Origin of the sequence: Waterburya agarophytonicola KI4 (assembly GCF_020640915.1) — a bacterium.
Taxonomy (GTDB): Bacteria; Cyanobacteriota; Cyanobacteriia; order Cyanobacteriales; family Xenococcaceae; genus Waterburya; species Waterburya agarophytonicola.
On sequence record NZ_JADWDC010000047.1, the window covers coordinates 1 to 26,771 of the forward strand.

The window sequence follows — 26,771 nt, forward strand, 5'->3', positions numbered from 1 at the left end:
ATTAAAATGCCTCAGAGTTTAACTATCCTCAAATAAATGTGTCAGGCAGCCAGGAATTAAATACAATGCTTTATTCGCATCTGAAGGTAAAATACTATCTAAGTGATTATTTATTACTGTTTTGAGTATATGTAGTTCGTAACTAATATTAGCTGCATCCATATTTATTTGATTCCTATAAATATTTATTGATATTTAAGACTTCCATCTTCGTCGTATTCGAGTTCATGATATTTACCGCCTAACTTTAAATCCCATAGACAGCGTTGATAATTTTTTGCTCCCATATCAAAAGGATTAATTTTATTTGCATTTGCCCATTCAGCAACTTTTTGTTGTGTATTTAAACCCGATACGTCCATTGCAAATTTAGCGATTTCAAAAAACATTTTAAATATGTAGCTTATTTTGTAATTATTTAATTTAACTATCAAATAAAAATTAATAAACGTCAGTGATCTAAAGTCTTATAAATAAATTCTTTGCTATCTCTCTCTGCGCCTTTGCGCCTCTGCGTGAAACTTTTTAATCTCTCGCAAAGACGCTAAGACGCTAAGAGTTTTTTTACTTGGTGTTGGGAATGATAGGAAAAGGAAGCAAAGGGGGTAAGGAATGAGGGAGAATGAGATTAGTAGGGAGATTGTAGACGCTGCGTACAAGATTCATACTGGTTTGGGTGCGGGTTTGTTGGAGTCTGCGTATGAGGCGGTTATGGCTTACGAGTTACAGAAGCGAGGTTTGAGGTTTGAAAGACAGAAGCCAATTCCTATTGTTTATGAGGGGATACACTTAGGGGAAGGTTTTCGAGCAGATTTGATAGTAGAAAATTTAGTAATTATCGAATTGAAATCTGTAGAACATATCGCCCCAGTTCATAAAAAACAGCTTTTAACTTATCTTCGTCTGACTAATAAGCGTTTAGGTTTATTAATTAACTTCAACACCGATTTAATCAAGAACGGCATTACTCGCATTGCCAATAACTTGTAAACTCTCTTTCTCTTCCTTTGCGTCTCTGCGCCTTATGCGAAGCGGTATCCTTTAGGGTTGCGAGAGACAAAACCAAATAACTTCTTGACTAAAAAAAGCGATCTTGCTTTTGCCAGTCTCTACAATATGAATGAAATATGGGAACAATAAAATTAAACCTTTATGTATAAAAAAATGGGATATACAGAAATACTCTTAATTAAAGGATTGACAAAAATTGCTACAGATCCTCAAGTTATAGGTCGTCTCCTCAATGTTTTAGATTCTCCAATGCCTAATATCGAAACCTCGACTATGGGTGGCGAAGTATTTTGGGAAAATATTGCAAATATCAATGGGTGGAAATTGCAGAAAAATAAAGTATTTGGAAATTGCAGAATTATCGATCCAAACAACGTGCGAAGAGCATGGGGAGGAGAAAAAGTTCTAAGAAAAGCACTTGAAAATTTATAGTTTGGAATTAAATGATACTTCGATTTTGAAAAGCGATCGCCTTATTAAATAACTAGTGAATTTCATTTTCTATTTGGCAATTCAATTTATAATCGGGGTAATGACAATAAACTGGTTGGGTTGATGAAATAAAGCTTAGGGCGATCGCTTTTCTCTCCAACATACACCCCTCTTTGTGCCTCTGCGTCTTATGCGAAGCGGTATCCTTTAGGGTTGCGAGAGACAAAACAAATTTTCAACTTCAAAAATGCGATCGCCTTTTTCCTCTTTTCACAATCAATTCTTCACCAAGGTAATCTGCTTCCATCCCAAGAGAAGAACTCCCCGCTATCTTTTTGTTCTAAACTTGCGATAACTTTGGATAAGAGATCGACGGTATGAGCGACGGGAAATAGTTTACCTGGAGGTACGTTTTTTTGGAAGGGTTGAGAAAGTCTCGTATCAGTAGTACCTGGATGAAGTGCGACAACGATAGTTTTAGGACATCTACGACTGTATTCGATCGCCGTGGTTTTTAAAAACATATTTAGTGCAGATTTGGAAGCTCGATAGCCATACCAACCCCCCAAGCGATTATCTCCAATGCTACCGACTTTGGCTGAAATACTGGCAAAAATACTGCGCTGACTCTTGTTGAATAAGGGCATCAAGTGTTTGGCTAACAACACCGCACCGATACTGTTTACTTGAAAGGAATAGATTAGATTATCCGCATTAATTTGTCTCAAGCTTTTTTCTGGACTTAAATTTCCTTCGTGCAATACCCCGACGCAATATATAGCTAAGTGTAATTGCTTTGTTAACTCTTGAATCTGTTTAACACCTTCTGCTATTTGAGATTCTTGGGTAATATCAACCTGAATACATTGTAGGCGATCGCCGTATTGTTTTTGTAACGTAAATAATTCTTCAGCAGTTGCACTATGACGATAGGTAGCAAAAACTCGTTCTACATTTTTTTGTTGTAATAAAGCCTTGACAAATCCTAATCCTATTCCCTGAGTTGCTCCTACAATTAAAGCGCTGGCGCGATCGATTCCTGATAACATTTTTTTTGAAATTAAGAATTTATATTACCCGAAAATCTTACTCAAGTATTGATTTTATCAATCTATTTAGCTATTTATTAAGGATATTTACTGATTTTTTTTATTTGCTATTGTCTTAGTTACAGTTATACTTATACCCAAAGTTTTTTATGTGGTGTAAGGATAACTAATGAAAAATACTCTTTTAGCAACTTTAGTCGCTCTAAGTATTCCCTGTGCAGTACAAGCGCAAAATATCGAAGATTATAAAGTATCTTGTGAAGCCGAAGCAGCTTGCAATACTTTTGATGTTACCTATGAAGAGACTGGAGAAGAGGTAGCTCAAACTCGTCGTACTAGAAGAACTAGAAGTACTAGTCAAGGCTTGTTCAAAGATAACTTTGTTGGTGGCGGTGCTGGTATATTCTTTGGCGACGGACTAGACTTAGGCGTTCTCGGTCATGTATTTGCTGGTACGAGATACAATGAGTATATCGGCGGAGAAATTGAATTTACCTTTGGTTTTGCTGGAACTGATAGTTTTGGTGGTTTCTTGGGAGATACTGAAACAGCAACATTTTTGGGTTTCTACTTCAACCCCCGCTTTGAATACAAGTTTAAGAACAGCAATATTACAGCCTTTGTCGCTCCTGGTATTGGTTTGAGTAGATTTTCTGTTGGTAATGATTTTGTAGATGTTAGCGATACTGATTTTGATTTTCAAATTAAAGCAGGAGCTATGTTCCCCATCGGTGAGAAGTTAAATGCTTATGGTCAAGGTAGAATTCAAAACACTTTTGATACTTTCGGTGTTGATGGTGGAATATTATTCAACCTCTAATATTTTGAATTTTATTTGAGTAATATAAAAGACTCAGTTTAAATACTCCTCTTAAGCTAAGGATTTTTTTTCCTTGGCTTTTTTGGTGTTTGTCTGGCAATTTTCGGACAAGCACATTGTTAATTTTTATAAAATACATCCAGAAAAGCTAGAATCCTTGAGAATACGACCCTAGACTAAAGATTAATGCAAAGATACTAAACAGCATTATTTTTTACTACAGGAAGTTGTCATAAAGCATGATTCCGTTGCAGCTAACCTTAAAAAACTTTTTGAGTTATCGAGATGCGACTTTAAATTTTCGCGGGTTACATACCGCCTGTATCTGCGGTGCAAATGGGGCGGGGAAATCGTCTCTATTGGAAGCAATTACTTGGGCGGTATGGGGAAAAAGTCGTGCAGCAACAGAAGATGATGTGATTAATGGTGGTGCCAAAAGCGTACGGGTTGATTTTGATTTTAGTTGCAACGGGCAAACATATCGGGTTATCAGATCTCGTACTAGGGGTAGAAGTAGCACCTTAGAGTTTCAAGTGGAGACTAAAGCGGGTAGTTTTCGCTCGATCACCGCTAAGGGTTTGCGGGCTACTCAGGAGGAGGTTGTTTCTTGTTTGAAGCTAGACTACGATACTTTTACTAACTCGGCTTATTTGCGCCAGGGAAGGGCGGATGAGTTTATGTTACGTCGTCCGAGCGATCGCAAGCAAGTTTTGGCAGATTTGTTGAAGTTAGATCGTTATGAAGAGTTGTCAGGGAAAGCGAAGGATACGGCGAAGGAGTATAAGGGCAAGATAGAACAGTTAAAAAAGAGTTTAGAGCCTTTAGCAGTAGAATTAACTAAAAGAGCCGAGATTGCCACGGAATTAGTCGAATTAAAGCAAGAATTGATTCAATTGCAAGAGGAACAAGAGCAAAGCCGTAAGAATTTAGAAGAGTTGAGGGCAATTGACTATCAGCGTCAAACTTGGTCAAAACAGTTGGCTATTCAACAAACCCAACATCAGAATCTTACTCAGGATTGCGATCGCCTTGTCCAAGATATTAACTCTCTCCAAAAGCAATTAACAGCCGTTACTAATTTGATCGAGCAAGAGGCTGAGATTGTTAGTGGATACAATCAGTTTATTGCTTGGCAAACTCAAGAAAATGAGTTGTCGGGTAAGTTTGCTATTCATCAAGAAGCCCAACAGGAAAAGCGACAGTTAGAAAAGGAATTAGAGCAGCAAAAGAATGATTTGAATTTGCAGATTGATCGCATACAAACTCGTTTAGAAGGTATCGAACAGCAAGAGCAAGATAATCTAAAAGTTTTGGCTAAAACTAAAGATGTAGAATCCGCATTAGTTAAGATCCAAACTAGTCGACAACAGTTAGAAGAATTAGACCGACTCCAGCAATATATATCTCCTTTAATTAAACAAAAAAATGAGTTGGAAACCCTTATCAATCGAGAGGAAGCTATGTTGTCGGCAAAATTGGAACAACTCCATAATTCGGCTCAAAAACTAGCAGAAACTATTGATAAAGTTCCCGAACAACGCCATCAATTGTTAACGGTAGATGCTCAAATCGAAGAATTAAATAAAAAGCGCGTATATCAAACTAGAGTTAAGGAGAAAGGAACAGAAAGACGAGATTTTCAAACTAAATTACAAGAAAATCAACGAATTTACGAACGACAAATTTACGAACTTCAGCAAAAAGTCCAAATGCTGGATAATCCCGATGCGGTATGTCCTTTGTGCGATCGCTCTCTCGACGAACATCATCGCCATCAAGTGGTGGATAAAACTCAGAAAAAACAGCAAGAAATAGAAGAACAAATTTGGGTGATTCGGGAACAATTATCTACTTGCGATCGCGAAATACAATTGCTCATCGCCGAATATCACGAAATATCCCGAGAAATTTCTCCTTACGATTCTTTGCAACAACAATACGGACAATTGGAAGCTCAATTATTAGCCACAGAAGAACTTTACGATCGCTTGCAGACTACTCAAACTGAAAAAGATAATTTGGAATTGTCTCTACGCAACGGTAATTATGCAGTAGAGTTGCAGACAGAAATTAAGCGTATTGAAGGGGAATTGCAAACTCTTAATTATGACGAAAAAACTCATGCTTTGGTACGGGGAGAAGTTAATAATTTACGTTGGGCAGAAATTAAACAGGCAAAGATTGAAGATGCGAAAAAACGTCAAGCAAAATTAGATCGACAAAAACCAGAATTAATTAAGGAGATCAACGACTTACAAACTTCTTTAGAAAAGCTCCATATTAACTCTCCCATACAACAGCAAATTGATGGTATAGATCGCCAAATTGAGGATTTAGGTTACGATCGCATCGTACATCAAAATCTTTTAAACTCTCTTCGAGAATCTCAAAATTGGCAGTTTAAATATCAGGAATTACAAAAAGCTCAACAAGATTATCCTCAAATTCGAGCTAGATTAATCGAACTAGAAGGACTATTAGAAGCTAGATCCCAAGAGAAGCAAAAAATTCAAGCACAACTCCAAGATCATCTCCAACAACAAGCTAATATTATCGATCGTCGCCAAGAAATAGAGGTTTTAGAGCGAGAAATTTATCAACGTCGCCAACAATTAGACGAACTAATCTCTCGTAGTGGCAGATTGCAACAGTCTATTAGTCAAATAGATAATTTAAAAATTCACCACCAAGATACCGAAAAACAACTCAAAGAAGACGAAAAACAATATCGAATCTATCAAGAATTGACCCAAGCCTTTGGCAAAAATGGCATTCAAGCTCTGACAATTGAAAATATTTTGCCTCAATTAGAAGCCGAAACCAACCAGATCTTAGCTAGGCTGACGGGGAATCAATTTCACGTCCAATTTCTAACTCAAAAAGCGACTAAAGGAACATCCAAGAAAAAAACCAAACTAATCGATACTCTAGATATTGTCATTGCTGATGCTAGCGGTACGAGAGCCTATGAAACCTATTCTGGAGGAGAAGCATTTCGGATTAATTTCTCAGTCAGATTAGCCTTAGCCAAACTATTAGCTCAACGTTCGGGAACATCCCTACAAATGTTAATTGTCGACGAAGGTTTTGGTACGCAAGATGCAGAAGGATGCAATCGATTAGTCGGAGCAATAAATGCGATCGCTTCAGATTTTGCCTGTATTTTAACTGTTACCCATATGCCCCAATTTAAAGAAGCTTTTCAAACTAGAATCGAAATTTATAAAGGCGATCGCGGTTCTACTTTGCAAGTATCTAATTAATATTTTTTGTGTAGAATTTAAACAACAGATTGAACTTGTGCTAAAACTTGCTCCAAACTAATTGCAGGTTCGAGACAAGACGAACCCTGACACACCAAAGCAATACTACCTTCAGGCAAATCTGTTGTCACTCGAAAAACAGTAGTAGGTAAATATTTATTGCCTAACTGTTCGATATTTTCCTGACTTGTTTTAATACTAGTACCGTGTAAAAACCAATCTAGGGCGACAAACAAACTAGGACAAGCCGTGGGAGACTTTTCCATCACTGTACCAAAAGCTTGCAAACCTAGTTCCGCGCGATCGCGATATTCCAGATTATCGGTTAGTAATGCCAAACGGACTAAGTTGGCGATCGCAATTCCGTTAGGGGAGGGAGTAGCATTATCCATATAGCTGCGTTCCCGCACTAGCAATTCTTTGCCCCCATCCTTAGAGTTGTTATAATATCCCCCCGTTTCAATACTCCATAGTAGTTCGTCAAATTCATTTTGAACCTTAAGGGCTTCTTCCAACCATTGAGAATCCCCAGGACAAGCATGATGCAAATCCAACAAAGCTTTAATCAAAAAAGCATAATCTTCCGACTGTGCGGGGACAGTTACCACCCCATTATAATTAAGCCGTTGAAATCTTCCTTCTAGCCATTGATTATCTAAAATAAACTTAACCGCTTTACCCGCCAAATCTAAATAAGCTCGTTCTTGAAAAACTCCATAGGCTCTAGCCAAACCCGATATAGTTAGACTATTCCAAGCTGCGATCGCTTTAGTATCGGTGACGGGGGGAATGCGTCCCAACCAATTAGTATTTTTGGCTTCGCGATTATTTTTGGCTGGGGCAAAAACAGCTATTTCTGAGTCAGATTTTCCGTAGCGTAGCTCAAATAACTTATTCAAAGCTCCTTCTAGGTCATCCGACAATACGTCGCTTTTAGAACGCTGTAGGACAATATTTCCTTCAAAGTTACCATTCCTCGTAATATCAAATTCCTGCTCTAATTGGGCTAATTCCGTCGCGCTCAACCTAGATTCTAGCTCTCTATAACTCCAGACATAAAAAGCACCCTCTTCTGGTTCGGCTTCTTCGGGGCTAGTAAAATTATCCGCATCCTGTGCTGCATAAAAATAACCACGATCATGGGTCATTTCTCGTTGCAACCAACTTACCGTACCTGCGATCGCTCTTTTAATAGCTGGTTGCCGTACTCCACTACTCCATAAATCAGCCAAATACTCAAGAATTTGACCGTTATCATAGAGCATCTTTTCAAAATGGGGAACTGTCCAACAATTATCTACAGTATAGCGATGGAATCCTCCTGCTACGTGGTCATAGATTCCTCCCATAACCAAATCTAAGCCTCGCTGTTGGGACAAATCTTGGGGATTATACTGATACTCATGCTTCAGACGGCTACCCCGTAAAGAGATCGTTGCATAAGGAATCATCGGAAAATTAGGACGACCAGGATCGTTGGGTTGAATTGCAGCCGAATTAACTTCTATTCCACGATATAGCAACTCTTTAGTGAGAATATCTTCTCGATTGACGGGGAAAGAGGCAGATTGCTGAAGATTGCTCATAATTTCCGTTTTAAAAGCCGTCAGCTTTTCAGGTTCGCGGTCGTAAAAACCCCGAATTGCCTGAAGAATTTCCCCAAACCCAGGACGACCATATTTAGGTTGAACGGGGAAATAAGTACCGCCATAAAAAGGAACAAGATCTTCGGGGTTAAGAAAAATATTTAACGGCCAACCACCTTGTCCAGTCATCATCTGCAAGGCTTGCATATAAATACTATCAATGTCAGGTCTTTCTTCGCGATCGACTTTGATCGGTACAAAATTATCATTGAGGTAATCAGCGATCGCTCGATCGGAAAAGGCTTCTCCCTCCATCACCGTACACCAGTGGCAGCTAGAATAACCAATAGAGAGGAATATGGGTTTATTATCTCGTTTGGCTAATTCCAATGCCTCCTCGCACCAATACCACCAGTCGATGGGATTTTCTGCATGTTTGCGTAAATAAAGACTTTGACTCGATGCAAGATGATTTGCCATTGATTGTTTACCATTAAACATTTATCAGTTATCAATATTCCTTATTCTTCAAGTAGTTCTTTTGCCTTATTGTAAATACGTTTTTCCTCGGGGGTAGCATTAGCTAAACATTCAGCATGAACTTGCTCTAAACTAGCGAGATATTCAAAATTTTTACTAAGAACAGCATTAGCTTTCGTCGAGGCGATCGTAGCTAACTGCGCTCTTAAAGGAAGCTTGCGGAAGACTCTCAAACGTTTTTCAGGAGAAGACATTATAAATAAACACGCTTATAGTCTTAAATATGAGATTTCTAAAATTCATAGCAATGGACATATAAGCTCATACAATAGTTTTACTAACACTGTAGCAAGGTTTACTCCTTTGCACCTCGGTTGCCATGATCAAAAAACTATCAATCACGGTCTTTTTGTTGCCATTAATCATGTGCGATCGGGCATCTGCTTTACCTCCTCCAGAAGATATCCCCGAAGAAATACTCAGAACTGAGATAATTTTGGAAGGGCGATCGCCTATTGATGGTAAACCACTATCTGCTGCCCAATACCAAGAGTTGAAAACCGAGTTAGCCGAAAGTATTAATAGTCCTCAAATAAATCCTGATATCCAACAACTAATTTTCTTATTACAGCTAAGAAAACTATTGAAAACCGTAATCCCTTTTTATTAGTTAATTTTGTCAAAAAATCAATAATTATTTTATATATTGCGTAAAAATAGTTAAAGTATGTATACAAATAGTTCACAAAACTCAATTATCGCAGTTTAAATCTAGTCTCTCTAGATCTTCAGCTAGCAATCCTTTTTAAAAAACCACTGCTACTACATACCTACATACATACTTGGATATTGGTACTTTAATGTCTATCACCATTGCGCCCGAACAAGTCAATCAGATCGTCCACAACCTCCATCATAACCCTTTTGAAGTCTTAGGTCGTCATCCTTACGAACAAAATGGAAAAGTCGAAAGTTGGGTCATCAGAGCCTATTTACCCGATGCTAGTGCAGCTTGGGTAGTTTGTCCTGAAGAAAGAACTGAGTATCCCATGCAACCCATGCACAATCCTCATTTCTTTGTTTGTGTAGTTCAAAATCCCAATCTCTCCAACTATCAACTGCGTATCAAAGAAGGAGATCAAGAACGAGTAGTCTACGATCCCTATGCTTTCAGTTCTCCCAGAATTACAGATGTAGATATTCACTTATTTGCTGAAGGCAATCACCATCGTATCTATGAAAAACTAGGGGCGCACACCACCAAAATAGATGGTGTCGCAGGAGTGTATTTTGCACTTTGGGCTCCTAATGCCCGTAATGTCTCTCTTTTAGGAGATTTTAATAGCTGGGATGGCAGAAAACACCAGATGCGTAAAGGTAGCAGTGGTATTTGGGAATTGTTTATTCCCGAACTAACGGTGGGTACGGCTTATAAATATGAAGTGAAAAACTGGGAAGGACATATTTACGAAAAGTCCGATCCTTATGGTTTTCAACAAGAAGTTAGACCTAAAACAGCTTCTATTGTGGCAGATCTGAGCAGTTATGAATGGAATGACGCGGAATGGATGGAAAAGCGTCGTAATAGCAAGCCTTTAGAACAACCTATTTCTGTATACGAAATGCACTTAGGTTCTTGGATGCACGCTTCTGCGGACGAACCTACCAAATTGCTATCGGGAGAAGGCGAACCCGTAATCGTCTCAGAATGGAAAGAAGAAGCGCGTTATTTAAGCTACTACGAATTAGTAGATAAACTAATTCCTTATGTCAAAGAATTAGGCTACACTCACATTGAAGTATTACCTGTTGCCGAACATCCTTTTGATGGTTCGTGGGGATATCAGGTTACGGGATATTATGCTCCCACTTCTCGTTATGGTAATCCCGAAGATTTCATGTATTTCGTTGATAAATGCCACGAAAACGGTATTGGCGTAATTGTCGATTGGGTTCCTGGTCATTTTCCCAAAGACGGACATGGTTTGGCTTTCTTTGATGGTACTCATCTCTACGAACACGGAGATCCTCGCAAGGGCGAACACAAAGAATGGGGAACTTTAGTTTTCAACTACAACCGCAACGAAGTCCGTAACTTCTTGGTGGCTAATGCTTTATTCTGGTTTGATAAATATCACATTGATGGTATTCGAGTCGATGCGGTAGCTTCTATGCTTTACCTCAATTACTGTCGTAAAGATGGAGAATGGATTGCCAATGAGTATGGCGGTTGCGAAAATATCGAAGCTGCTGATTTCCTGCGTCAAGTTAATAGTCTATTGTTCAGCTATTTCCCTGGAGTATTATCCATTGCTGAAGAATCAACTTCTTGGCCGATGGTATCTTGGCCTACCTATACTGGTGGTTTGGGCTTCAACATGAAGTGGAATATGGGTTGGATGCACGATATGTTGGATTATTTCAACATGGATCCTTGGTTCAGACAGTTCCATCAAAACAATCTTACTTTTAGTATGTGGTATCACCACAGCGAAAACTATATGCTGGCACTATCTCACGATGAGATTGTTCATGGCAAGAGTAACATCATTGGCAAAATGCCAGGAGATGAATGGCAAAAGTTCGCTAATGTCCGCTGTCTGTTTGGTTATATGTTTGCCCACCCAGGTAAGAAAACTATGTTTATGAGCATGGAATTTGCTCAATGGAATGAGTGGAATGTCTGGGCAGACTTAGATTGGGGTTTATTGCAATATCATCACCATAAAACTTTAAAACAGTTCTTTAGCGAACTTAATGGTCTTTATCAAAGCGAACCTGCTTTATATAGTCGTGATTTTGAAGAGGAAGGTTTTGAATGGATTGACTGTACTGATAATCGTCATAGCGTTGTAGCCTTTATTCGTCGTGGCAAAGACCCCAATGAGTTTATTGTCGCTATTTGTAACTTCACCCCCCAGCCTCACAGTCATTATCGTGTCGGTGTTCCCGAAAAAGGTTTCTACACCGAAATCTTTAACACCGATGCTAGTAAGTATGGCGGTAGCAACATGGGTAATTATGGCGGGAAGTGGACTGATGATTGGTCTTTCCATAATATGCCCTATTCCTTGGATGTATGTCTGCCTCCCTTGGGCGTCTTGATGTTTAAAATTGATCGCAAGAAAACTCAAGCAGCACTACAAGGTAATTAATTTATATTGTGATTTAATTCAATTTATTTGGGGGTGGGCAAAGCTCACCCTCTTTTTTACATCAAAAGTTATCAAAGCTATCTTTTAAAAAGACGATATCCTTATCAATTATCAGTTATCAATTTAATCAAAACCTCTCCCATCTCTTGACATCCCACTGCCTTCATACCTTCGGACATAATATCGCCCGTGCGATAGCCTTTATCTAATACTTGGTTAACTGCGTCTTCAATTTCCGTTGCAGCTTTACTCTCGTTTAAACCGTAGCGCAACATCATGGCTGCACTAAGTACCTGGGCTAAAGGATTAGCTTTGTCTTGTCCTGCAATATCGGGGGCAGATCCGTGTACGGGTTCAAATACTCCTGGTTTGCCAGCTTCCCCCAAACTAGCAGAAGGTAACATCCCAATACTTCCCGTGAGCATCGCAGCAGCATCGGAAAGGATATCGCCAAATAGATTGCCCGTAACAATAGTATCGAATTGTTTGGGGGCGCGGACAAGTTGCATGGCTGCATTGTCGACATACAGGTGGCTCAATTCCACATTACTATAGTCTTTTGCCATAGCAGTAACGCGATCGCGCCATAATTGAGAGACATCTAGGACGTTGGCTTTATCTACCGAGCATAGTTTACCGCCGCGTTTTTGGGCGGTTTCAAAGCCGACTTTGGCAATGCGATCGATTTCACTCACGCTATATGCCATCGTATTAACCCCTCGTTGCTCTCCTGTTTCGGTAGCAAATATGCCTTTAGGCTGTCCGAAGTAGATTCCTCCAGTTAATTCTCGCACCACCATAATATCTACCCCTTCTACGATTTCTCTTTTCAAGGAAGAAGCATCAATTAACTGAGGTAAAATAGTTGCTGGTCGAAGGTTAGCGAATAATCCCAATCCCGCGCGCATTCCCAACAAACCAGTCTCAGGACGTTGGTGGCGGGGTAAATTGTCCCATTTATAACCCCCAATAGCCGCTAATAACACCGCATCGCTGTTGCGACAGGCAGTTAAAGTCGCTTCTGGTAAAGGTTCGCCTGTTTCGTCGATCGCAGCACCACCAATGAGAGCCTCAGTAAAAGTAAATTTGAAATCGTGTTTTAAGGCGATCGCATTTAATACTTCTACTGCGACAGACATAATTTCGGGACCAATACCATCCCCAGGAAGTAAAGTAATGTGGTGCTGTTTGCTCATGGTAGCTATGGTAATTATTTTTTAAAAGAAGCGATTTGCAACAGCTATTAATTTACCGCGTAATGTAATCAGCCACAAGCCAAGACTTGAGAAAGCATCGAGGGATCGATCGCAAGCAACTCTTACGAAAGTATTGTGTTTATCTTACTTTGACAAAACAAAGGGGTATGATGACATCATTAAATTATTAATTCAGAAAGTGCGATCGCCTTACTGGATGCAAAAATCTTCAATACTTAGTTTTTATTGTTGAAATTACTAAAATTATTGACTGTACCAATTCAAAAAATCTTCATATGAGACAAAGCGATCGTCAGGTTGGAATTGCCTACACTACTTATATTTTAATTGCTCTCAATTTATTAGTGTATGCCTTAGAAATTAAATTTGGCGGTAGTCAAAATTCGATTGCTTTAGAGCGTTTGGGAGCTTTAATTCCTGAAAAGGTATGGGCTGGTGAATGGTGGCGTTTGATTGGCGCAAATTTTCTGCATTATGGCTCGTTTCACCTGGCGACTAATATGTTGTCTCTCTTTTTTATTGGGCGTTTGATTGAATTAAGTTTGGGAGCAAAATATTATTTAACTATTTATTTGGTCAGCGGTATTGGCTCGATGCTTACTTTTTCTTTATTAGCTTTTCAATTGGGATTGAGTAATGTTTTTTTAGTTGGTGCTTCTGCTGCCATCATGGGTTTAATCGGAGCTATTTTAGCCATCTCACTACAAATTTGGCTGAGAAAAAGATATTCTCTAACTGCAAAACGGCGATTACAGCAAGTTATTTTAATTATTATTATTCAATTTATTTTTGATAATATAATTCCTCAAGTGAGCTTCCACAGTCATCTATTTGGTTTTATTATTGGCTTTTTAATTAGTAGTGTTTTAGTGTTTATTAAATTCAAAATGAAAGAAGTACAATAAGTAGTAAATTAAATTACTTCTCTCCTTAATTTATAATTTATTCATATTTTTTGTGTATCCAGACTTGTCCTTTTTGGGTGACGATATGACTTTTCTGAAACCATTTAAGTTCTTCCATTACAATACCAACTTCGAGATTGAGTTTTTGAGCAATTTCTCGATCTGACAATCCTTCTACGTGGGATTTTATTAAACCCATAATTGAATTTACTTGATTAATAAAATTTCTAATTGCAGAAATTCTGATCGAGGTGTTTTCTGATTCGCAAGTTGCAGCTGCTATTTCCACTACGCTCCAACCACTACGATAATGTTGGAGTATATTGACACCATTTTTGATAATATTTTCGCGATCTTTTTTGGCTAATAAAGCAGCTTTCTTGGCTCGATTACTTTCTTCATGAGTATTCATTGTGACAATTACTAATCTAATTAATTAGTAATAAACTTCATCAATACTCCCGTTATAACCGAACAACTATCGAACGACAATCTGGGGAATTTATAAATTATCTTTTCTGATAGATAGAAGTTTCAAAAGGCTTTAATATTTTAGGTAAATCCATCACTAGATCGGTTGGATAATCTGTAGATAATAATACTTGCCAATTTTCCCAGTCAATATATTCGTCTACTTGTAGTTCTTTTTCATGGGAAAAATTAATGACAACTAATACTCGATCGCTCTCAGTTTCCCTAACATAAGCTAGATGTTCATAAGGATAGTGAATTAAAGTTCGCCAGCAACCTTTTTGTAAAACATGGCTTTTTTTTCTAACTCTAATTAAAGCTTGATAAAAATTGAGAATAGAACCTTCATCTTTAAATTCAGCAGCAACATTAACTTCTTGATAATTATCATTAACTGGTAGCCAAGGTTCGACATCTTTACCAAAGCTAAACCCTCCATGATTAGAATTATCCCACTGCATCGGCGTGCGTACTTTATCTCTAGAAGCCGATTCCCCTTCATGAGCAATAGTAGCGCGATCGCGTAGTTTGTGAGAAGGAATATTATTATGGTCCACCATGCCAATTTCCTGTCCGTAATATAAAACAGGCGTACCTTTGACCGTGAGTAAGATAGTAGCAGCAGCTTTAGCAATACCAACGGAATTATCGCATAAGCTACAGTCAACCCAACGGGATAAATGACGAGAAAGGTCGTGGTTGTCTAAAAAATATACCGACCAAGCATCATCAGGAGTCATTAATTCCTTTTTGGCAATTTCTTTTTGTAAATGACCTGGATACCAAGGACTAAAGGGAAAATCGAAAGTAAAGGGTAGATGTAACTCGTCGTTATTTACTCCGCGAAACATAACCGACTCATAAAGTCCGCTACTAATAAATGTTTCTCCAATCAAAAGGCGATCGTCATACTCGTCAATAATGGCACGAATTTCTTTAATTATTTGATGATTTTCAGGCAAATCTTTATCGTATAGATGATGTTGACTGGAAAAATCTTCTTTGTCTTCTACTTCTGCTTTTAAAGGATTATCGCGATAGTCTTTGTCTTTGCTATAAACGCTAGATGCATCCAATCTAAAACCATCAACCCCTTTATCCAACCAAAAGCGAATCATTTGATAAATCGCTTCTTTAACTTCTGGGTTGCGCCAGTTTAAATCTGGCTGACGCTTATCGAATGTATGGTGGTAATATTGCTGTCTGGTTTCGCAATAAGTCCAGGCTGTACCGCCAAAATAAGATAACCAGTTGTTGGGAACATCATCTTCTGAATTAGGATTTCGCCAATGATACCAGTCACTTTTTGGATTATCTTTCTCCCCACAAGATTCTTCAAACCAGGGATGTTTATTAGAAGTGTGGTTGATGACTAAATCTAAAATTACCTTGATATTTCTTTGGTGCGCTTCGGCAATCAAAGTTTCAAAATCATCGATATTGCCAAAGACAGGATCGATCTGGCAATAGTCGCTGATATCATAACCATTATCGTACATGGGAGACTTATTAATCGGGGAAAGCCAGATAGCGTCTATATGTAGAGACTCTTCACTATCGATATTGCCATCATTGAGATAATCTAGTTTTTGAATAATCCCCTGAAGATCGCCACTACCATCGCCATTAGCATCGGCAAAAGTTCGCGGAAAAATCTGATAAATAACACCGTTTTTCCACCATTCCCCAAATTTTTGAGGGTTATTCTCGATCGTATTATTTTCGCTCAATGATATCACCGTGAAGCATACGCTATAGTCATTCTAAATTAATTTCCTGCCCAAAGTTGCGATCCCTTTATTCTGGTTTCCGCGATCGATTACCCGACTCTATTCTCAACGATCCTGAGCATCAATCTGTTGTAGCGATCACGATCTATAAGTTACACTGCCAAAAAAAGTCTCACTTACAGACAAAAAATAATTGCGTCACAGGTTTTCCATCGAAAATTCAAACAATTGTCATCAAAAAGACATATCTTGTGTCTAACATCAATAATGTAGATCGAGAAAGCAAGTCTCAAAACTTCTGAAGCGATCGCTATTACTTAATTTATAAACGAATTTCTCACACCATATCTAGGCGATACGAGATCGCCTCTTCCTAAATAATTTTAAAGTCAACTATTTACGTATTTATAATGAAAAAATCTACACCCTTGAAAAAAGTAACCACTTCTCTATCCCTGTTAATACTCGGTGGCGGTATCGCTTTGGGCGGAAACCATCTAATCAATACACCTCAAAGCTTTGCTAAAGAATCCTTCAAAGAAACAAAAGTCGCACAAGTCGATAACCCAGAAAATGAGATCGCCGTACCTCAAAACTATGTCAGTCAGGTAGTAGAAAAAGTAGGTAATTCTGTTGTGCGGATCGATGCTTCTCGCACGGTGAGTAATGGTAATTCCCAGATACTAAACGATCCTTTCTTCCGTCAGTTTTTTGGTTCGCAGATTCCTAATATCCCTCAAGAAAGAGTTCAAAGAGGTTTTGGATCGGGGTTTGTTGTAAGTTCCGATGGCTTAATTTTAACCAACGCTCACGTAGTTGATGGTAGCGACGAGGTAAATGTCACCCTCAAAGATGGACGCACCTATGAAGGGAAAGTAATGGGTACGGATTCTTTAACTGATGTGGCGGTAATTAAAATCGAAGCAGAAGACTTACCTGCGGTAACATTTGCCGACTCCGAAAAATTGCAACCAGGAGAATGGGCGATCGCGATCGGCAATCCTTTAGGATTAGATAATACAGTGACTACTGGTATCGTTAGTGCCACGGGGAGATCTAGCGCGCAGATTGGGGTAGCAGACAAGCGAGTTAGCTTTATTCAAACCGATGCTGCGATCAATCCTGGTAATTCTGGAGGGCCATTACTCAACGCCCAAGGTAAAGTAATTGGTATCAACACAGCTATTATTCAAAACGCTCAAGGATTGGGTTTTGCTATTCCTGTCAATACTGCTAGAGATATTGCTGAAGAATTAATTGCCAAAGGAAAAGTCGATCATCCCTATCTGGGCATCCAAATGGCAGGAATTACCCCCGAATTAAGACAAGAGATCAAAAGCCAGAAAGATATAGAAATCGGTACGGATCAAGGTGTCATCATTGCGGGAGTCGTACCTAATTCTCCCGCAGACAAGGCAGGATTGCGATCGGGTGATGTGATTTTAGAAGTAGCTGAAAAATCTGTGACTAAAGCTGATGAGGTACAAAACGCAGTATCTAAAGTTGATGTCGATAGCGAAGTTGTTCTCAAGGTGCGACGCAATGGCAAAGCTCAAGATATTACAGTAAAAGTTGGTGTCTTACCTCAACCCCAACAACCAATTCGGTAAACTAAAGCTAATCAGCTATTATTACCGTTTTATTTATGTCCAGAAGCAGCAAATTCTTAGTTAGTTTATCTATCTTCGTTACTATCATAGTCTTCTGGATTGCGTCCCCCGCATCGGCACAATTACCATTTATTCAAGATCTAACGGTATATTCTCGATTATTACGCCCAGGACAAGATAATGCTCTCTATTCCGCTTGCATTCGTCTTGATGGGCGTTGTTTGTTTAAACTTTCTGGTACAGATTCAGAGGCTTTGACAGATAGAATTTATGAAATTCAAAAACGATTCGACAAAGTAACATCAGATTATTTAGCCGATCCCAACCTTGGCGGAGAAGTAACTATCCAAAACAACGGTAATTTAAAAGATCTTTATCTAACTGTTGGAGAAAAAAAAGAGCGTTTATTCACTGTTACCAATCCCGATGGCAAAGCCAATGATGTGGGAGCTATTATTAGGGCGCAGCAGCTACAATCTATAATAGAAGAAGGTTTGGCTGTGTCGATGCGTGAATATTCGCCCCAATATCAAAGAAAACAAATCATTATTGCTATTTGTATTGCAGCCTTTATTTGGTTGGGCAATTTTCCTTTGAATCAAGGAATCAGAAGGTTTAGGGCATTAGCGAGAAAACTCGCCCCTTCTCCTTCTCTTAAAACCTTATCTTTAAGCGAACAACTAGCCCGTCGCCAACAATGGAATTTAATCGAAATTGAATATCACCTGTTGCAACTACTCCAGATAATTAGTTGGTGTGGGGGGATTTTATTCGTGCTTAATTTATTTCCTCAAACAAGAATTATTTCTTATTTATTAGTTGCTGCTGCTACAGTACCGTTTCGGATTATGGCAGTAGGTTCGATCGCTTATATTTTGATTCGTCTTACATATTTTGCGATCGCCAAACTCAGCAATTCAGCAATTAAAAGACAGTCGGTAGATTTCACAGTCAATCAACGGGGCAAATTAAGAATTAACACCAGTACCAGAATTTTACGCAGTTTAGTGACAACAATCTGGTTAATTATTGGCATTTTAGTAGCTTTTCGCATTAATGGGGTCAATCTTGCCCCCATCTTAGCTGGTGCAGGTATTTTTGGTTTGGGTTTATCCTTGGCTTCCCAAAACCTGATCAAAGATGCCATCAATGGATTTATTATCATCTGGGACGATCGCTATGCAGTAGGGGATATAGTTGATATTGGAGAAGTCAGCGGTATGGTTGAAAATATCAACCTGCGAATTACTCAATTAAGAGATGCAGAAGGAAGATTGATTACCGTACCCAACAGCGCAGTAGAAATCGTGGCAAACCGTTCCAGCCAATGGTCTAGAGCAGACTTGAGTATCCCCATCGCCTACGGATCGAACATCGATAAAGCGATCGCCATAATTCAGGAAGTAGCCGAAGTCATGACTCAAGATCCCGATTGGAAAGAACAGATCTGGGAGTTTCCTAATATTCTAGGGGTAGATTCTTTTAGCGATCGAGGTGTCATCATTCGCGTCTGGATCAAAACCGAACCCCTCAAGCAATGGAATGTGGCGAGAGAGTTCCGCCGTAGGGTCAAAATTGCCTTAGATCGGGCAGGAATTTCAATTCCCGTACCCCAACAACAAATATTATTTGAACCAGGGTTGGCGGTAAATCGCGATCGCAATTAAATTATTCATGAAATCTTTAGCTAATGGAAATTTCTTTGGCGATTCCTTTCATCCAATTTATAAGGCGTAAAATATAATCGGTTGAATAAAACATAGCGGTTATTGTTGGAATGAGATAGGGTTTGTTAGTTGTCATTGGCGATCAAGTCACCAGAAGAGACAAGGTATGTTTTGTCTGTACAGCCACCCGTCACCCAGTTACTTTAAATGACTCCATTTCCACCACCCAATTTACAGTACAAATTAGCTGCGATCGATCTTCAAGAACAACGTCTAGCTCGCATTGCTTTATGGCGTTCGTGTCTGTTGATTAGTTTAATTTTGAGTTTGGGTTTGTTGACAACTCTACCTTTTTGGAAAGTCAAACATCAATCTCAAATTATCATTAACGGTAAACAATTAGTCGGCACGAAGACAATTCACCATGCTTTAGAGTTTCCCTATTCTCAGTTTATCTGGGCTATTAATAGTACAAACTTAACTCAAAAACTAGAATCGATTCCCTCCGTTAGAGTCGCCCATATCAATAAACAAATTATTCCCCCCAAAGTGATTATTTCGGTCGAAGAAAGAGAACCCATTGCGATCGCGACTTTTGCAGGACAAATGGGTTTTCTCGACCGCGACGGAGCATGGATAGCTCAAGAATTTTATACCAATATCGATGGTGATTTTACTCTACCTAAATTAGTAGTGCTTAATTACCAATCCAACTATCAAAAATCTTGGAAAAATCTCTATCAGTTAATATCTTTGTATCCAGAACTAAAAATCAATGAAGTGCAGTGGCATCATTCAGGTAACTTATTTTTACAAACCAAAATAGGTAGAGTATCTTTAGGAACAAATTCGTCGCGATTGTCAGAACAATTTAAAATTATGTTGAAATTACAAAATCTAAACGATCGCATTGATAAAAATAAAATTGCTTATATAGATTTAAGCAATCCTAATGCTAATTTAATTCAAAGGTACTAGTATATTGGCAAAATCATCAAAAAAGTCAGTGTTTTCCCTGAGATCTTTTTTTAACTTAATAATTCGATCAGTAATTTCTTGGAGGATAATTGTATTTATGCGATCGATAATTACAAAAACTTTAATATTTTATATAGACTAAATTCGTTAGATGATAATAAGTTGAGTCAAACTGTTAAGTTAAATTGTTTATAAGAAAACCTAAACGGAACTGTGATTTACGCCCATGTCTCTAGAGAAAAAACTCGTCCGTACTTTCAATAATGAAATCAACTACAATTCCGACTCGCCCCTAGCTTTAGGAAAAAATTCTTCAAGTAACGGAATGGGGATACCCTTCAAGGCTAATCATAGTAGTTTTCAAGTTCCCAAAGAAGAAAATAGGAGTAACAAAATAGTGCCTAGCAATGTCGCCAACATCAAGGTAATGGGAGTAGGCGGAGGTGGCTGTAATGCTGTCAACCGCATGATTGACAGCCAAGTCACTGGCATTGAATTTTGGGCGATAAATACCGATGCTCAAGCCTTGAACAATGCTAAAGCTCCTCAAAAGTTGCAAATAGGACAAAAAATTACTAGAGGCTTAGGGGCGGGAGGAAATCCTGCTATCGGACAAAAAGCAGCCGAAGAATCACGAGATGAAATAGCCCACGCTCTGGAAAATACCGACTTAGTATTTATTACCGCAGGTATGGGAGGCGGTACGGGAACGGGTGCAGCCCCCATTGCAGCGGAAGTAGCAAAAGAAATGGGCTGTTTGACGGTAGGAGTCGTGACTCGCCCGTTCACTTTTGAAGGTAGAAGAAGAACCAAGCAAGCCGAAAAAGGAATTGAAGCTTTTCGCAGTCGAGTTGATACTCTAATTATTATTCCCAACAATCAATTATTATCAGTTATTTCTCCAGAAACTCCCGTCCAGGAAGCTTTCGGCGTAGCTGATGATGTCTTGCGTCAGGGCGTTCAAGGGATCTCGGATATTATTACTATTCCTGGGTTAATTAATGTTGATTTTGCCGACGTTCGCGCCATTATGGCGGATGCTGGTTCGGCGTTGATGGGTATCGGTATGGGTTCGGGCAAATCCCGCGCTAGGGAGGCTGCTGTGGCTGCCGTTTCTTCTCCTTTGTTAGAAGCTTCGATTCATGGAGCAAAAGGAGTCGTCATCAATATTACGGGGGGATATGACCTCACCCTCCACGAAGTTAATGCCGCCGCCGATAGTATTTACGAAGTGGTGGATGAAGATGCCAATATTATTTTTGGTGCGGTGATTGATGAAAGTATGGACGGAGAAATACGCATCACCGTCATTGCTACGGGATTTGACAGCGAAGCTGGGGATGATTTTGAACTGGAAGAACCCCAAGCAGAACAGAGGAGTGTCTTTCCTTCTATGGCTACCGCCCAACCACCAGAAAGAACAAAAGTTAAAGAAACCGATCGCTCTCGAATCGAAATTCCCGATTTTCTGCAAAGAAGACGCTTTCCCAAAAACTAAATTGAGCAGCTAAGTTTATGACTCAAATAGCCTTAACTATTGCTGGTTCAGATAGTGGTGGCGGAGCAGGAATTCAAGCAGATCTGAAGACTTTTGCCCTCCACTGCGTTCATGGCACTAGTGCCTTAACTTGCGTTACGGCTCAAAATACTCTGGGGGTTACTCAAGTAGAAGCTATGACTGTATCTATGGTTAAAGCTCAAATAGAAGCAGTCGGCAGCGATTTTACAGTTAATTCTGTTAAGACAGGAATGTTGCTCCATGGCGAGATTATTGAAGGGGTAGCCGAATCAATAAACAAATTTGGTTTTTCTAAGTTAGTAGTCGACCCCGTGATGGTTTCTCGCGCGGGAGTGCAGTTGATCGATGATGATGCGATCGCATTATTAACTAAACTCCTAATTCCTCAGGCTGCTATTGTCACTCCCAATCGCTATGAGGCAGAAATTTTAAGCGGTTTGACTATAAACACCATTGAGGAAGTCAAACAGGCTGCTGTGGCGATTTACGAACGGCTGGGAGCAAAAGTAGTTTTGGTTAAGGGTGGTGGATTATTAAATAGCCATCGCGGTACCGATATTTGGTACGACGGTACGGAGTTGAAAATTTTGTCAGAAAAAGCGATCGAGACTTCTAATACTCACGGTACGGGATGCACTCTTTCCGCAGCTATTTGCGCCAATTTGGCTTTAGAACAAGATTTGTGGTCATCAGTTATCGCAGCCAAAAAATATGTCACCGCGGCTTTAAAAAATTTTTTAAATATAGGTGCGGGAAATGGTCCAGTCGGTCACTTTTTTCCTCTAATAAAGAAGATCTAGAATAATCGATTGAGATTAATGAAATGAAACTAGCCACCCAAATCGAAGCCATTTTTTATATTAAAGGCAGACCCCTTTCCATCGAAGAAATATATGCTTATCTCTATCAACAAGGAAGCGAATCCAGCAAAATATCCGCAGAAAATCGAGCCTTAGTAGAAGACGCTTTAATTGAATTAATGAATGACTATGCTCATCGAGACAGTGCCTTAGAAATATCTGAAACTGAGGCAGGATACAGTCTTCAGCTTAAAAATGAGTATGGATATCTACTTAAAGAACTAGTTCCTGCTGAGTTAGGGAAAGGAGCGTTGCGTACCTTAGCAGCAGTAGCTATTAAAAACCCCATCTTACAAACAGAATTAATCGATTTGCGAGGAAGTAGTGCTTATCAACAAGTTAGCGAACTAGTAAAATTAGGATTTATTCGCAAACGAGAACAAGCAGATGGTCGATCCTATTGGTTGGAAGTGACTAATAAATTTCATCAATACTTTGAAATCAGCAATATGGCTATATCCTAGCTAGTTGTTAGGCTGTTTTTTACTAGCGACTAACACCAAAACTATGTCAAAGTAGAAGCAGCGTACATCCATATTTGGGTAACGAATGATATTTAACTTTGATTTTTTGAATTCCGAACAACAAGAGCAGAATTACAATAATTTGATGCAGTACCTGCGTCAGCAGAATCCAGAAGTCCTATCGCAAATAGCTCAATCTGCTAGCCCTGAAGTCAAACAAATTATTTCTCAAAACGTGCAGGGTTTGGTAGGAATGCTTCCTTCAGGAGACTTTAACGTAAAAGTAACTACCGATCGAGAAAATCTAGCTCATTTATTGGCTTCGGCAATGATGACTGGCTATTTTTTGTGTCAAATAGAGAAGAGAATGGACCTGGAAGAAAGTCTAACTAACTCTTCTTCTATGTCCAATCATTCTCTTACCGATGACAAGCCAGAAGAATAAACCGACGATTCTCGATTTTTGGTTTTAGTTACCGAATCTGGTTGGATTTAGCTAAATAGCTTTGAGAGTCAATTTTATCGAATCTATTGACGAATGTTTCTGGCTGAAAAACTATTGAAGAGTATTTAACCACCTTTGGCAAAAGTCAGCATGAGCAATACGGATAAAGCCATGCCAGGGCTAAGTAAGAGAAATAAGGTAAGCAATTCATTTGATGTCATAGAATCAATAGGTTAAATCTTTAAGGGAAATTTTCATCTGTTATTAGACTAACCTTAAGTATTCAACTAAGCAGCCCAACTAAATATTTTATTAACAATGATCTTAGACCCCCAATTTGCGATTTACTCGCTCTAAAGCATCGGTTGCTGCCGACCAATCTGGCTTTAATTGAGATGCTCGTTGATAATAGTCTCTAGCATTGCGATATTGCTTGAGATATTCGGCGACAGATCCTTTGCCATACCAAGCTTCGTGATAATTTGGGTTGACCGTTAAAGCGCGATCGTAAGACTCCACAGCGAGATCGTAAAGTTGGCTGGACTTTTGTACATTGCCCAAACCAATTAAAGCAGGTAAATAATCGGGTTTGATCTTCAATGCCTCTTGATATGCCTCGATCGCTCGTGGATAATCTTGTTGTTGATAATATAATTTGCCTAAGTTATTCCAGGGAACAAAACTTTTGGCTGGTGCGAGGTCGATCGCTTTCTGGAAATCAAAAATGGCTTGATTTGTTTGTTGAAGGCGTGCATAAGCTTCTCCACGATTGTTCCACAACCACACGTCATCAGGAGCTATCTCAATAGCACTATCGTAGGCTTTGACCGCAGAATCATATCGGTCTAGACTATAGAGAGTAAGAGCCTTGCAATTCCACAGTTGAGGGCTTTGATAATATTTTAGAGCAGTACTACAAGTTTTTAATGCCTCTTCATATTGATTGAGCTGTCTTTGGGCTTTAGCTTTTTTTAACCATACAGGCTCAAAATTTCTAATTTGTCCCTTGGTATTGGGGAGTTTGTTCAAACCGTTATTATAGTAGTCAATTGCTTGCTGGTATTGTTGATCTTTTAAGAATCGATCGCCTTGGTAAAATTCTAGAATTGCGACTCTTTGTGCCCATTGTGAGTAGGCTATCGCAATTCCCAAAGCAACAATCGGTAAAACTAGAAGATATTTATAAAACCCCTTGAATTTTGACTTTTGTTTGATTTTTCTGAGGTCTTTGATTACTTTCTGGACTGACTGATATCGTTGATTTTTATCTAAGCAAATCATCCGATCCAAAATCTTGGCAAAGCTGGGACTAATCCTGGCTTTACGATGCCAGATTATTTCCCCCGTGCGGGGATTTTTTTCTAATTTCTGGGGTGATGTTCCAGTCAAAACATGAATTGCAGTCATCCCCAAAGCGTAAATGTCGCTAACATAGGTAGCCCTTCCTGCAATTTGTTCGGGGGGTATATAGCCTGTTTTACTGTCGGGGATTAGGTCGATTGCCTCCTCGACTAACCCGAAATCAACTAGGGCAATCTTGTTGTCTTTTTGCCGTTTAATTAAACTAGATGGTTTGATATTTCCGTGAATAATTTGTTGCTTGTGAATTGGTTGAAGCGCGATCGCCGTATCGGTTAAGATATCAATTACTTCGGCCTCAGAAAGAATAAACTGATCTTCAATAATTTGAGCTAAATTTTTGCCTTCGATATATTCTTGAACTACATATATTCTAGAGCGATCGATAAAATATTCTACCGCTTTAGGAGTTCTGTTAAAATTATCAATAATTGATAAGTTATTCAAACCTATCATAATCCGATTGGTAATCTCAGATAGTGATGAGTCGGAATTTTCTGGTTCAATTATTGCTACATAATATCGCGACTTATCTTCTGCTAATAGACTGTTAGCAACATAAGAATTTATTTCTCTTTTACCTCCTAAAAATTTAACTATTTGGTATTTATCACCAATAGTTTGTTCGATCGTATTTAAGGGCTTTAGATCCTGCAATACCTCCGTTGCACTGCTATAGCGTTCTGAGGTATTTACCGCAGTCATGCGATTGATTATTTTTAAAAAAGCTTCGCTGATGGCTATTTTTTTATTCCACGCACTTACTCCACCAGACTCTGATTCTTCCCACTCCATAGGAGATTTATTAGTCATACCAAAAATAACAGTTCTACCTAAAGCATAAATATCGCTGCTATAGACTGGTTTGCCATTATTTTGTTCGGGGGGCATATACCCAGGAGTGCCAATAATTTGGGTTTGAACTTGTTGTTTGCTAACATCAAATGCCATTGTGCCAATTTCTTTGACCGCACCAAAATCGATCAAAATCATCTTGCCATCTTTTTTACGACGAATTAAATTTGACGGCTTGATATCTCGATGAATTATACCTTGTTTGTGAACGGATTCTAGGCTTTCTAAAATATCAAAAAGAAACTGAATTATTTGAGCTTCATTTAATGTTTGACGGCGAACTTCTTGTTCAAACTCTTCTCCTTCGATGAATTCTAAAACTAAATAGAATTGTTTGTTTTCTTCAAAATGACCAATAAAATCAGGAATGCGATCGTGTTTCCCCAGCCATTGCAACACCATTGCTTCGGTTGCCAAACGTTCTTTAGCACTAGCCCAAATTGACGAACTATTAAATCTAGGTTGTAATTGTTTGACAGCGCATCTATTCTCTGTTTCAGATTGTTTATCTATAGCTAAATAAGTAGTAGCAAAACCGCCACTTCCTAGTTCCCTAACAATATGAAATCTTTGGTTAAGTACGTCCCCTGACTTAAGTACTTTATAGCCATATTCAGCATTAGATTCAGCGCGATCGTTTTCGGATTGAGAAATGGGAATGGTAAAGTCTGAGTCTGACATGACATCTGGTGGACACAAGATTACTAAATTGTAGCGAACATCGATCCACAATTGAGTTTAAGCAGAATGATAGCTAAGGGTAGTATACAGATAAATTGTTAGTATTAATACTAGATAAATTTGCTTTCAGTGTAAATACGGATCTAAATGCTTCTAATTGATTTAAAAACCACTGTGAGATAGGATCGAAAACTAGTTTTATCATGTAAATTAA

22 protein-coding genes are annotated in these 26,771 nt (G+C 38.8%); 14 read left to right on the forward strand and 8 right to left on the reverse strand.

The annotated features are described in order from the left end of the window. Window positions 1-185: 185 nt before the first annotated feature. Entirely contained in the window at window positions 186-389 is a 204-nt protein-coding gene (locus tag I4641_RS16395; protein WP_229641656.1) for a hypothetical protein, read from the reverse strand. Between the two features lie 223 nt (window positions 390-612). Between I4641_RS16395 and I4641_RS16400 the strand changes: the two genes are divergently transcribed. Both I4641_RS16400 and I4641_RS16405 read left to right on the forward strand, forming a co-directional pair. Continuing rightward, window positions 613-990: a GxxExxY protein gene (locus I4641_RS16400; protein WP_229641657.1), complete on the forward strand. Its 378-nt coding sequence runs from the start codon at window positions 613-615 to the stop codon at window positions 988-990. Window positions 991-1,164: 174 nt separating this feature from the next. Next, on the forward strand, window positions 1,165-1,443 hold the full coding sequence (locus tag I4641_RS16405; RefSeq protein WP_229641658.1) for a hypothetical protein: 279 nt from the start codon (window positions 1,165-1,167) through the stop codon (window positions 1,441-1,443). Between the two features lie 284 nt (window positions 1,444-1,727). On the opposite strand, the gene I4641_RS16410 is transcribed toward I4641_RS16405, so the two are convergent. Beyond that, window positions 1,728-2,492 carry an SDR family NAD(P)-dependent oxidoreductase gene (locus tag I4641_RS16410; RefSeq protein ID WP_229641659.1) on the reverse strand — a complete coding sequence of 255 codons (765 nt, stop codon included), beginning with the start codon at window positions 2,490-2,492 and terminating at the stop codon, window positions 1,728-1,730. A gap of 169 nt (window positions 2,493-2,661) precedes the next feature. On the opposite strand from I4641_RS16410, the gene I4641_RS16415 reads away from it, so the two are divergent. Then, window positions 2,662-3,312 carry an outer membrane beta-barrel protein gene (locus I4641_RS16415; protein WP_229641660.1) on the forward strand — a complete coding sequence of 217 codons (651 nt, stop codon included), beginning with the start codon at window positions 2,662-2,664 and terminating at the stop codon, window positions 3,310-3,312. A 239-nt stretch (window positions 3,313-3,551) separates the two neighbouring features. Then, window positions 3,552-6,575 carry an exonuclease subunit SbcC gene (gene sbcC, locus I4641_RS16420; RefSeq protein ID WP_229641661.1) on the forward strand — a complete coding sequence of 1,008 codons (3,024 nt, stop codon included), beginning with the start codon at window positions 3,552-3,554 and terminating at the stop codon, window positions 6,573-6,575. A gap of 17 nt (window positions 6,576-6,592) precedes the next feature. On the opposite strand, the gene I4641_RS16425 is transcribed toward sbcC, so the two are convergent. Continuing rightward, a complete protein-coding gene (locus I4641_RS16425; RefSeq protein ID WP_229641662.1) occupies window positions 6,593-8,641 on the reverse strand; it encodes a thioredoxin domain-containing protein in 2,049 nt (682 codons plus the stop codon). A gap of 41 nt (window positions 8,642-8,682) precedes the next feature. Next, window positions 8,683-8,895: a hypothetical protein gene (locus tag I4641_RS16430; RefSeq protein WP_229641663.1), complete on the reverse strand. Its 213-nt coding sequence runs from the start codon at window positions 8,893-8,895 to the stop codon at window positions 8,683-8,685. 125 nt (window positions 8,896-9,020) lie between these two features. Here I4641_RS16430 and I4641_RS16435 point away from each other — a divergent pair, with 125 nt between their 5' ends. Both I4641_RS16435 and glgB read left to right on the forward strand, forming a co-directional pair. Further along, window positions 9,021-9,311 (forward strand): hypothetical protein, encoded by a 291-nt coding sequence (locus I4641_RS16435; protein WP_439655356.1) that lies wholly within the window; start codon window positions 9,021-9,023, stop codon window positions 9,309-9,311. Window positions 9,312-9,501: 190 nt separating this feature from the next. Next, window positions 9,502-11,796, forward strand: coding sequence for a 1,4-alpha-glucan branching enzyme (glgB, locus tag I4641_RS16440; protein WP_229641665.1), 2,295 nt, complete (start codon window positions 9,502-9,504; stop codon window positions 11,794-11,796). 104 nt (window positions 11,797-11,900) lie between these two features. Here glgB and leuB read toward each other — a convergent pair whose 3' ends face one another. Continuing rightward, a complete protein-coding gene (gene leuB / locus I4641_RS16445) occupies window positions 11,901-12,992 on the reverse strand; it encodes a 3-isopropylmalate dehydrogenase (protein ID WP_229641666.1) in 1,092 nt (363 codons plus the stop codon). 296 nt (window positions 12,993-13,288) lie between these two features. Here leuB and I4641_RS16450 point away from each other — a divergent pair, with 296 nt between their 5' ends. Continuing rightward, window positions 13,289-13,918 carry a rhomboid family intramembrane serine protease gene (locus I4641_RS16450; RefSeq protein WP_229641667.1) on the forward strand — a complete coding sequence of 210 codons (630 nt, stop codon included), beginning with the start codon at window positions 13,289-13,291 and terminating at the stop codon, window positions 13,916-13,918. 37 nt (window positions 13,919-13,955) lie between these two features. Here the strand turns inward: I4641_RS16450 and I4641_RS16455 are convergent, their stop codons facing one another. After that, on the reverse strand, window positions 13,956-14,330 hold the full coding sequence (locus I4641_RS16455; RefSeq protein ID WP_229641668.1) for a hypothetical protein: 375 nt from the start codon (window positions 14,328-14,330) through the stop codon (window positions 13,956-13,958). Window positions 14,331-14,427: 97 nt separating this feature from the next. Continuing rightward, the gene (locus tag I4641_RS16460) at window positions 14,428-16,119 is read right to left on the reverse strand and encodes a glycoside hydrolase family 13 protein (RefSeq protein ID WP_229641669.1); all 1,692 of its coding nucleotides are present in this window, start codon (window positions 16,117-16,119) and stop codon (window positions 14,428-14,430) included. A gap of 410 nt (window positions 16,120-16,529) precedes the next feature. Here I4641_RS16460 and I4641_RS16465 point away from each other — a divergent pair, with 410 nt between their 5' ends. The 7 genes from I4641_RS16465 (at window position 16,530) to I4641_RS16495 (ending at window position 23,662) form a co-directional block, all read left to right on the forward strand. Beyond that, a complete protein-coding gene (locus I4641_RS16465; protein ID WP_229641670.1) occupies window positions 16,530-17,729 on the forward strand; it encodes an HhoA/HhoB/HtrA family serine endopeptidase in 1,200 nt (399 codons plus the stop codon). 35 nt (window positions 17,730-17,764) lie between these two features. After that, window positions 17,765-19,396 carry a mechanosensitive ion channel family protein gene (locus tag I4641_RS16470; RefSeq protein ID WP_229641671.1) on the forward strand — a complete coding sequence of 544 codons (1,632 nt, stop codon included), beginning with the start codon at window positions 17,765-17,767 and terminating at the stop codon, window positions 19,394-19,396. Window positions 19,397-19,603: 207 nt separating this feature from the next. Next, window positions 19,604-20,374: a cell division protein FtsQ/DivIB gene (locus I4641_RS16475; protein WP_229641672.1), complete on the forward strand. Its 771-nt coding sequence runs from the start codon at window positions 19,604-19,606 to the stop codon at window positions 20,372-20,374. A gap of 226 nt (window positions 20,375-20,600) precedes the next feature. Continuing rightward, entirely contained in the window at window positions 20,601-21,872 is a 1,272-nt protein-coding gene (gene ftsZ / locus I4641_RS16480) for a cell division protein FtsZ (protein ID WP_229641673.1), read from the forward strand. Window positions 21,873-21,889: 17 nt separating this feature from the next. After that, window positions 21,890-22,693 (forward strand): bifunctional hydroxymethylpyrimidine kinase/phosphomethylpyrimidine kinase, encoded by an 804-nt coding sequence (gene thiD / locus I4641_RS16485; protein WP_229641674.1) that lies wholly within the window; start codon window positions 21,890-21,892, stop codon window positions 22,691-22,693. Window positions 22,694-22,716: 23 nt separating this feature from the next. Beyond that, the gene (scpB, locus tag I4641_RS16490) at window positions 22,717-23,217 is read left to right on the forward strand and encodes an SMC-Scp complex subunit ScpB (RefSeq protein ID WP_229641675.1); all 501 of its coding nucleotides are present in this window, start codon (window positions 22,717-22,719) and stop codon (window positions 23,215-23,217) included. Between the two features lie 85 nt (window positions 23,218-23,302). Continuing rightward, the gene (locus I4641_RS16495) at window positions 23,303-23,662 is read left to right on the forward strand and encodes a DUF760 domain-containing protein (protein ID WP_229641676.1); all 360 of its coding nucleotides are present in this window, start codon (window positions 23,303-23,305) and stop codon (window positions 23,660-23,662) included. Between the two features lie 324 nt (window positions 23,663-23,986). Here the strand turns inward: I4641_RS16495 and I4641_RS16500 are convergent, their stop codons facing one another. Further along, window positions 23,987-26,557: a protein kinase domain-containing protein gene (locus I4641_RS16500; RefSeq protein ID WP_229641677.1), complete on the reverse strand. Its 2,571-nt coding sequence runs from the start codon at window positions 26,555-26,557 to the stop codon at window positions 23,987-23,989. Window positions 26,558-26,771: the final 214 nt, after the last annotated feature.

What these genes read in the sequence shown, in the direction of transcription:
- I4641_RS16465 (WP_229641670.1), top strand. Translation starts at nt 16,530, where the DNA reads ATGAAAAAATCTACACCCTTGAAAAAAGTAACCACTTCTCTATCCCTG.
- I4641_RS16495 (WP_229641676.1), top strand. Translation starts at nt 23,303, where the DNA reads ATGATATTTAACTTTGATTTTTTGAATTCCGAACAACAAGAGCAGAAT.
- I4641_RS16475 (WP_229641672.1), top strand. Translation starts at nt 19,604, where the DNA reads ATGACTCCATTTCCACCACCCAATTTACAGTACAAATTAGCTGCGATC.
- I4641_RS16415 (WP_229641660.1), top strand. Translation starts at nt 2,662, where the DNA reads ATGAAAAATACTCTTTTAGCAACTTTAGTCGCTCTAAGTATTCCCTGT.
- I4641_RS16470 (WP_229641671.1), top strand. Translation starts at nt 17,765, where the DNA reads ATGTCCAGAAGCAGCAAATTCTTAGTTAGTTTATCTATCTTCGTTACT.
- I4641_RS16395 (WP_229641656.1), bottom strand. Translation starts at nt 389, where the DNA reads ATGTTTTTTGAAATCGCTAAATTTGCAATGGACGTATCGGGTTTAAAT.
- leuB (WP_229641666.1), bottom strand. Translation starts at nt 12,992, where the DNA reads ATGAGCAAACAGCACCACATTACTTTACTTCCTGGGGATGGTATTGGT.
- I4641_RS16405 (WP_229641658.1), top strand. Translation starts at nt 1,165, where the DNA reads ATGGGATATACAGAAATACTCTTAATTAAAGGATTGACAAAAATTGCT.
- glgB (WP_229641665.1), top strand. Translation starts at nt 9,502, where the DNA reads ATGTCTATCACCATTGCGCCCGAACAAGTCAATCAGATCGTCCACAAC.
- I4641_RS16430 (WP_229641663.1), bottom strand. Translation starts at nt 8,895, where the DNA reads ATGTCTTCTCCTGAAAAACGTTTGAGAGTCTTCCGCAAGCTTCCTTTA.
- I4641_RS16455 (WP_229641668.1), bottom strand. Translation starts at nt 14,330, where the DNA reads ATGAATACTCATGAAGAAAGTAATCGAGCCAAGAAAGCTGCTTTATTA.
- I4641_RS16400 (WP_229641657.1), top strand. Translation starts at nt 613, where the DNA reads ATGAGGGAGAATGAGATTAGTAGGGAGATTGTAGACGCTGCGTACAAG.
- I4641_RS16425 (WP_229641662.1), bottom strand. Translation starts at nt 8,641, where the DNA reads ATGGCAAATCATCTTGCATCGAGTCAAAGTCTTTATTTACGCAAACAT.
- I4641_RS16435 (WP_439655356.1), top strand. Translation starts at nt 9,021, where the DNA reads ATGATCAAAAAACTATCAATCACGGTCTTTTTGTTGCCATTAATCATG.
- ftsZ (WP_229641673.1), top strand. Translation starts at nt 20,601, where the DNA reads ATGTCTCTAGAGAAAAAACTCGTCCGTACTTTCAATAATGAAATCAAC.
- scpB (WP_229641675.1), top strand. Translation starts at nt 22,717, where the DNA reads ATGAAACTAGCCACCCAAATCGAAGCCATTTTTTATATTAAAGGCAGA.
- I4641_RS16500 (WP_229641677.1), bottom strand. Translation starts at nt 26,557, where the DNA reads ATGTCAGACTCAGACTTTACCATTCCCATTTCTCAATCCGAAAACGAT.
- I4641_RS16450 (WP_229641667.1), top strand. Translation starts at nt 13,289, where the DNA reads ATGAGACAAAGCGATCGTCAGGTTGGAATTGCCTACACTACTTATATT.
- thiD (WP_229641674.1), top strand. Translation starts at nt 21,890, where the DNA reads ATGACTCAAATAGCCTTAACTATTGCTGGTTCAGATAGTGGTGGCGGA.
- I4641_RS16410 (WP_229641659.1), bottom strand. Translation starts at nt 2,492, where the DNA reads ATGTTATCAGGAATCGATCGCGCCAGCGCTTTAATTGTAGGAGCAACT.
- sbcC (WP_229641661.1), top strand. Translation starts at nt 3,552, where the DNA reads ATGATTCCGTTGCAGCTAACCTTAAAAAACTTTTTGAGTTATCGAGAT.